Raw genomic sequence first — 7188 nt, forward strand, 5'->3', positions numbered from 1 at the left:
GGTAAGTACCGGTGGCAACATGGTCATAGTGATATCCTTGTCATAAAACCAATATTCACTGACCTGAAAAAGCGGCATGCTACCGCCCATCGCCGTTAATCCCACAGGCGCCTCAGGTCATCAGTGTCACCCGGCGCACCAAACCTGCGCAGCCGGGATCAGTGTCACCCGGCGCACCAAACCTGCGCAGCCGGATGTTGTTGAACGCCACATTTACCCCGGCAGGGCTAATGGCAATAACTGCTGCAGCGAAAGCTGCAATCCGACGAGTAAACCCACGGTTACCATCACGGAGATGGCGATCCATAGCACACGGGAATGCAGCAATGTATCCCGCGCACGTGGGCGATAATGCACCATGATGGGGGTTGGCATCGGGTGTTCAAAAAATAATGCCAAAATGTTACCATGCGACTCGCGAGGCGATGATAAACACCATTAAAATGAGTTTCAGATAATTGCCGACTGTCATCTTAAAATAGGGGGAATAGGCCCGCGCTGTCAGGGTTATTGCCCAGATCATCAGAAACTGGGTTATATCAATAACCGGGACAACGCGGGCTTGTGGCCTTTAATCGGGCAGGAAACAATATTTTTTATGCTACCGAGTAGGTCAAGTGTGTTCTGGTAAGGTAGTTCACATCTTAATAATGCGCATTGCCTGCTATAACGCTATAGTACTGCGAGTTAAAAAAGAGTATATTGGCAACATGTCCAACCCATAAGATTGTTGATGTTTCTCATAACAGATAAATTTAGCCTTTATTAATAATAATAAAGATATTCTCTCCAGGCGTCTTTTCCTGGCAGCGGGCGGCCATCAGCATCTTTTCGGTCATAAAGCTTTTCTTCGTTTAACTCTTTTAATATTTTTTTTGTTGTTTTTTCAAGGTCCACTGCACTAGGATTTTCAAAACCTAATGCTATAAAAATCGCCTCTGCAAACTGCGTTGTAGGTGATGGTTTTTTAATTAAATCTTTTCTGGTTTTCGTTAAAAGAAGACATACGGCTATTATATATATAAATTCAAAAAGCAAAATATCTTCTAACAAAGATTCTTTAAATAACCCAATAGCAAAAATTAACAGTGAAACAAACATGAAGAAATAAACTAAAATATCCATCCCTTCTGTCGAGCTCGCAATAACACCATGTTTACAAAGGGGTGTCATTGATATCGTACGCTTCTCTGGATGTTTAATTGCATAAACCACATAGAAACCATCATCTGGAGATACCGCCATTTCAACATAGTCCCCATCCTCCAATGAGGTCAAACCCAACCAACCATGGAAATCAATACCATTGATTTTTCCTCTCACAAAATCACAGAGATCACTCATTCTGGTTTCGTTTTGTGCTGTTACAGCTGCTCCTGTGGTATTGCCTATTACTGATAATATTAATGCACCAACCTGCTCTCTATCTTCTGTTTCTCTTGCTTTTTGTAAGTCGTATTCACGATCCTCGAAATATCCTTTCACTTTCATAATCCGCAGGTCGTTGAGAATTCCAGTTATTTTTATTAATTTTTTTTTAGCTGGCAGCACTGGCGGTGGAGGGATGTTTTTTAAAACCTCCTCTAATGCGGGTATATTTTTCTCTGCAAGTAAGGCTTCCTTACGCATATCTTCAGTTCTGTATGATGTACGTTCTACCAGCTCTTTTGATTTCATTAACTCAAATGCTATTTTATCAAAATCAAGAAAGTCGGATCGATTTCTACGTTTATTCATATTAGAGTCCTTAATGCTGAATCAAAGTTAGCTGGCTATTTATTTAATACCTAATTCATCAATAATTAATGTACCTAATTTCCCATTATTTATATTATTTTCAATTAATACTTTACATAATTCAGTGGTTTTTTAAGAAACACCAAAAAAATAAAAAACTACTTTCTTGCTTGCCAATCCAATAAATTCCCATCGGTTTTTTATCTAATGACGAAACTCTATCTACACCTAACATCAATGCAGAAGATATAGCACCAACTTTCTTCCAGCCTAACTACATAGTTTTACATAATAGCATTTCACTTGCGAGAGTGGTATTCCACCGCCGCTGGTCTCGCATGATAACAAGAGTATATTGGCCGCAAGTCCACCCCATAAAGTTTGTTGATATTTCTCATAACAGACAAATTCAATTTTTATTAATAATAATAAAAATATTCTGTCCCGGCGTGTTTTCCTGGCAGCGGACGGCCATCAGCATCCTTTCGGTCATAAAGTTTTTCTTCGTTTAGCTCTTTTAGTTTATTTTTTGTTATTTTTTCAAGGTCCACTGCACTAGAATTCTCAAAACCTAATGTTGAAAAAATCATCTCAGCTAAAATTATCGTTGGCTTTACTTTTTTCAATGCTAAGCTTTTACCTTTGAAATAAAAAAATAAATCAAAAACAACAAAGAAAAAAAACATCCAAAAGTAATTCTCAAATGTAAATTTTTTGTCGGTTAAAATAAGCATTATTAAAAATGGCACTGCAAAAAAAACAAAACAAATACCAACAAAAATATGCCCTAATTTCGCACCCTCTTTAAGATGCGCATTTATACCTTGTCGACATCTTGGTGTTATGGATAAAACTCTGGTCTGAGGGTTTGCCAAAGCATAGACCTCATAATAATCACCCTTTGGCGCAACTATCATTTCCACAAAATCACCTTTTCTGGCATTGGTCATTCCCAACCAACCTTGAAAAGCAATACCATTGATCTTACCCTGAACGAAATCTGCGGGGTCATTCATCCGTTCTTTACTTTGAGTGGTTACAGATGCACCGACTGCATTGCCTAATATTGCCAACAGTAATCCGCCATATTGATTTTGTTTCTCCTGCTTCGAAAAATATTCCGGTTCATACTCACGGTCAGTAAAATACCCCATAACCTTCATAACGCTAAAGTCCTCCAACACACCACTGATTTTTATTAACGTTGCTTTTGGCGGCAAGTCTGCTTCAGGCGGTTTATGTTTTAACAACGATTCAAATTTTGAAATTTTCTCCTTATAATTTATAGACTTATTTTTAATATCAACACTTGAATATGAAGTACGACTAGCATCTGTTTTTGCACATTTCAAATCAAAGATTACACCATCATAATCAATGAAATCTTTCCTATTTCTTCTGCTTTTCAAATTATTGCTCCCAATGCTTTTTCAATTTTATTGACTTGTTCTGTATAAGATTTAGCCCTAACATTTGGAAGTTCCAGACATTCTGTTGAAATTAATCCGACATCCGGGTCGATACCGAATACACCTTCGCGACACCAGGCTTGTAACTCATTATCTATAAATGCAGCATACAACCGTTCTAGTACGTAAATAAATATCATTACTTGCCAACTTGCAACCCAAGCGACTACATTCCACAAAGATATTTTAATTATAGTATTTACAATCACTCTATCTGCTGATAACAATGTATTCTTAATCAATACATCTAGTAGCCCACCAACTGTTTTCAATACCACACCTATATCAACCACGCTTTTAATTGTACACATTCCGACAAAAACCCATCGAGATTCTTTTTTACAGAAGATTTCGTTAATTACATTGCTTCCATCAAAACCCAAATTTAATGCGGAAGCAATTGTAGCAGCATTAAGCCCAATCAACTTCACCGAAGTTGCCAACAATTCCTTTTCTAACCCATGCTTAATTAACGGTTCAACCAATTCAGTCGCCGTGCTTAACGTCGCTAAGAACGCAGCACTGACCTGAGCAAAACTTTTTGCGTCACCTTTGCTATCGCTGAGTTGTTTTGCATATTCCATTCCATTAAAGAATAGGAGCAATAACTTGATGCGTGATGCCCGGATGGTCTTCTCACCCTCGGCAGTTTTGGCAAAATTGTCAAAGTTCCGCTTATAACCGTTATTGATATCCAAATCATCTGCTGATTTTTTCATCTGCATCGCTAATGCAAGTTGTTTACGAAACGGATCTCCGGCACGAATATCGGACAGGCAAAGCGCCTGGGCTTTATCAACGGGTACACCCGCAGCGATTAAAAACAGGCTCTTTTTCAGCTGAGTATTCAGATGATTCAGTACAAACTCGCCACCGGTAACACGAAACGCTCGTTGTCCGAGAGTTGATAAACGACGATCGGTGGCAAGCATAAGGCGAGAAAAAGACGTATTAGCTGATGGTGATTTATCGACTAGCTCATTGGCCTTATCGTACGCGTCTGTAAATTTCCCCATGTAGGTACTGATTGCATCGATAAAGCTGGATTCTGTGGCAACGATATTCACGCCTTTGTGTGCCACCATGAGTTGCAACAAACCACGAGTTTCACTAATGACATCTGGGTTGTTGAGCATTAATGAACGCCAGGCAATATTGGTTTCAGACTGTGCAGAATACTGTTCCAGTAATTCATCCAGAAACGCACTGCCTTTGTCAGTAAGGTTCAGCGAAGCCATGCCATAGTCTACCGCTTCACGGTAACTCAGGTTGTCCGCAACACACGAAGAATAGAAATCCTGGCTGCTGGTGATAAATAACTCATGCTTTAGCCACGCCACCCGAAGGGTTGCCAGCAGTTCCAGTTTACTGGCGATCATCGAACAAAACTGACTGTAACAGGTGTTGAATGCGTCTATTTTTGCTTGATTGAGTTGAGTTTCATATTTTTTCCAACTGGTGGCGAATGCCTTTTCACCCTGCTGGCTGGCATCGATATTCGCCTGTTGCATAAGTTCATTCAGGGCAGTTTGCCGCTGAGAAAGTGCAGTTGGTACAATATGGCCAACACTGCCTGATACCTTGTTCATGCCGTAGTTTGCTGTGCTCTGATAAGCATCCAGGGTGTGCCGCTCAGCGATTGCCTTTCCCATTTGCTGAATCTGGTTTTTTGCTCCAGCCAACGACTGAAGCGTCATAAACTCAATCGACAGTTCATCCAGCCATGTGGCGTGCAACCCGGCATAATCATCCCCAAATCCTGCCAGTTCATGTGCGATACCAATCGGGTCATTCAGCGCCATCACCAGCGGGGTGATAGCGTGCCCGTATGGGGTTTGCCCTTGGCCGCGCGCCTGCAGCGCCTTTAGGGTTTGACGCACATGGCCGGCACGCGTCTTACTCCACGGATAAATAGTTCCCTGCGGTTTAACCTCGTTCTCTTCAAATTTATACCAGGGTGCCGCGTTTTCTGTCTGGCTGATACGTCTGACCGCCGGGTTATAGGGCAACAAAAGCGAGGCATGGGAGGGACTCAGCGGAACATAATCCAGTATGTTTTCCAGACTGCCCGGCGATGCGGCCGTTACACCCTGTGAATTTTCCGGGGTGCTCCATTGCCAGTATTCCAGACACTGCATACGCTTGTGACGTTTTTCAGTTTCATTCGTATAACGTTCAAGGGCGTCAGCACTCCACTTTGAGGGTGAGAAGGCAAGCCAGGTGTTACCCTGCAGAGCGTCATCACGCAATATCATTATCTCAACATGGGTGGTGTTATGCTGTGGTGACGAACAGTCGGGCGACTTTTTGGCTTTTGCATACGCGGCTGAAGGCTGCTTCCAGACACTACCGTCTTCACTGACTGCCCAGGCATCCCACTGCTGGGAGAGTTCATAAAACACATAGACAAAGCCCTGACGCAAGGCACGCAGTGCGTAGTCATATCCCTTGGCTTGCGGGAAGCAGTTTTGCGGTCTGGCCCACGAGGGTATCCCGGTGGTGATATTGTCTGTCACTACTGCATAACGAGCCGGTAATAATGCCGGGCCAGTAGAGGCACACATCGGGCAGTTATTCATATCCAGGGTAAATTGCGCCATGACGGGTTCCTTCAGTATGCACAGCGGGGATGGGGGGGAGTGGCACACGCCAGTTCGTCGCACATCCGTTGACGGATATGGTCATCGAGTTGTTTCACGCAAGTGGTGTATCTGGCATGGTCGGGGCGTTCCTCCCGGGTAAGGAGCGTGCGCATATGGTGGTGCATATCCAACTGTGGATGCCATTTCAGGCAATCCAGTGCCAACGCCTGCTGGTCATATTCCTGTGTGAATCCGTGCTGTGAGTCAGCCCGTTCAAGCGCGGCCTTCACAATTTCACCGGCACTGACTTCATCATGCCGTTCAGACATCCGATTTTTGTTGCGATAGGTCTCCAGTGTGCGGTTAATCCTGCCGGTCCGAGCAATCAGCACCGCATCTTCAGCGCCAAGCATCAGCGAAAAGGTCAAGTGTGGGTATGTGGCACTCTTATGCTTGTGGATGACCACCTGCCCATCCCCACAAGGGTAAACCCAGGCCGAAAGCACTCCCAGCCAGCGTTGCTGTTGCAGTTCGTCGACATGGTTCCACAGCACACTGTGCACCGCCGGGTCGTAATAACGCAGCAGGATAGATGAATTGTCCGGCAGTTTCTGTATCGCGGTCTCACCCAGTTGTCTGGCAACGGTCGCGGCATCATACGGACTGGTTAACCAGCCACAGATCGCCCGGCCTTCACCTTGCGCTAACCGCTGCGGGTGCAGTTCCTTAAGCGCGTAGTCAATGCTCAATCTCAGTAATGCCGCCTGCGCCTCATCGGCCATATCGAGTGGCAGTAACCACGGGTAGCTCTGTGCAGCGAGTGCGTGATGAGGGAGTCTGACCGGGATGGGATGTAATGCCACCAGTGCGCTGACCAGTGGATGCAGGACCTCGTCGGGCAGAGATACCGGATCGACCAGCAGGTACAATCGACAGTCCGCAGTGGCAAGTTCCGTTTTCAGTGCACAAAGCATGCATTCTGCCTGTTTTTGTTGTGCTTCAGCACGGTAATCGTACGTTACTGTCATATTTTTCATCCCTGTTACAATTTCACGCCAGCCTCTTTACCGGAGGCGGCGGTTGAAACCATTGACGGGCAATGTGCGGGTAGCGTTATGCTTGCTTGCTGCGTTGCCGCCCCCTGCTTCGCCAACGTGCCACATTTAATCACCACATTGCCTGGGCCACCGATGTCCACGTTGCCGTCCTTGATACGCACAAATGCTTCGCCACACGCCAGCAGCAGTTCGGTTTTGGCGCTGATCGTCACCTTGCCGTCATGGCTTACAATCGTCATATCCTTTTTCGATAACATTTCCAAAGCATCGTTTTGCGCCTGGATCTGAATACGCCCCGCCGCCGCAAACATCTTGATGCCCATGGCCTTGGCAAACAGGCTG

The 7188-nt window shown here is 44.5% G+C and carries 6 protein-coding genes; all 6 read right to left on the reverse strand.

Annotation, left to right across the window (positions count from 1 at the left end; genetic code table 11):
- Window positions 1–213: 213 nt before the first annotated feature.
- Entirely contained in the window at window positions 214–399 is a 186-nt protein-coding gene (locus SJI19_RS24175; RefSeq protein ID WP_323480792.1) for a hypothetical protein, read from the reverse strand.
- Window positions 400–765: 366 nt separating this feature from the next.
- Entirely contained in the window at window positions 766–1737 is a 972-nt protein-coding gene (locus SJI19_RS24180) for a putative type VI secretion system effector (RefSeq protein WP_323480793.1), read from the reverse strand.
- Between the two features lie 419 nt (window positions 1738–2156).
- Entirely contained in the window at window positions 2157–3146 is a 990-nt protein-coding gene (locus SJI19_RS24185; protein WP_323480794.1) for a putative type VI secretion system effector, read from the reverse strand.
- Window positions 3143–5806: a T6SS effector BTH_I2691 family protein gene (locus tag SJI19_RS24190; RefSeq protein WP_323480795.1), complete on the reverse strand. Its 2664-nt coding sequence runs from the start codon at window positions 5804–5806 to the stop codon at window positions 3143–3145. The genes SJI19_RS24185 and SJI19_RS24190 overlap by 4 nt, the downstream gene beginning before the upstream one ends.
- An 11-nt stretch (window positions 5807–5817) precedes the next feature.
- Window positions 5818–6816: a DUF4123 domain-containing protein gene (locus SJI19_RS24195; RefSeq protein ID WP_323480796.1), complete on the reverse strand. Its 999-nt coding sequence runs from the start codon at window positions 6814–6816 to the stop codon at window positions 5818–5820.
- Window positions 6817–6830: 14 nt separating this feature from the next.
- The coding region (locus SJI19_RS24200) for a DUF2345 domain-containing protein (RefSeq protein ID WP_323480797.1) at window positions 6831–7188 on the reverse strand (358 nt) is incomplete at its 5' end.

The organism is Acerihabitans sp. TG2, assembly GCF_035013185.1.
Lineage (GTDB): Bacteria > Pseudomonadota > Gammaproteobacteria > Enterobacterales > Enterobacteriaceae > Acerihabitans.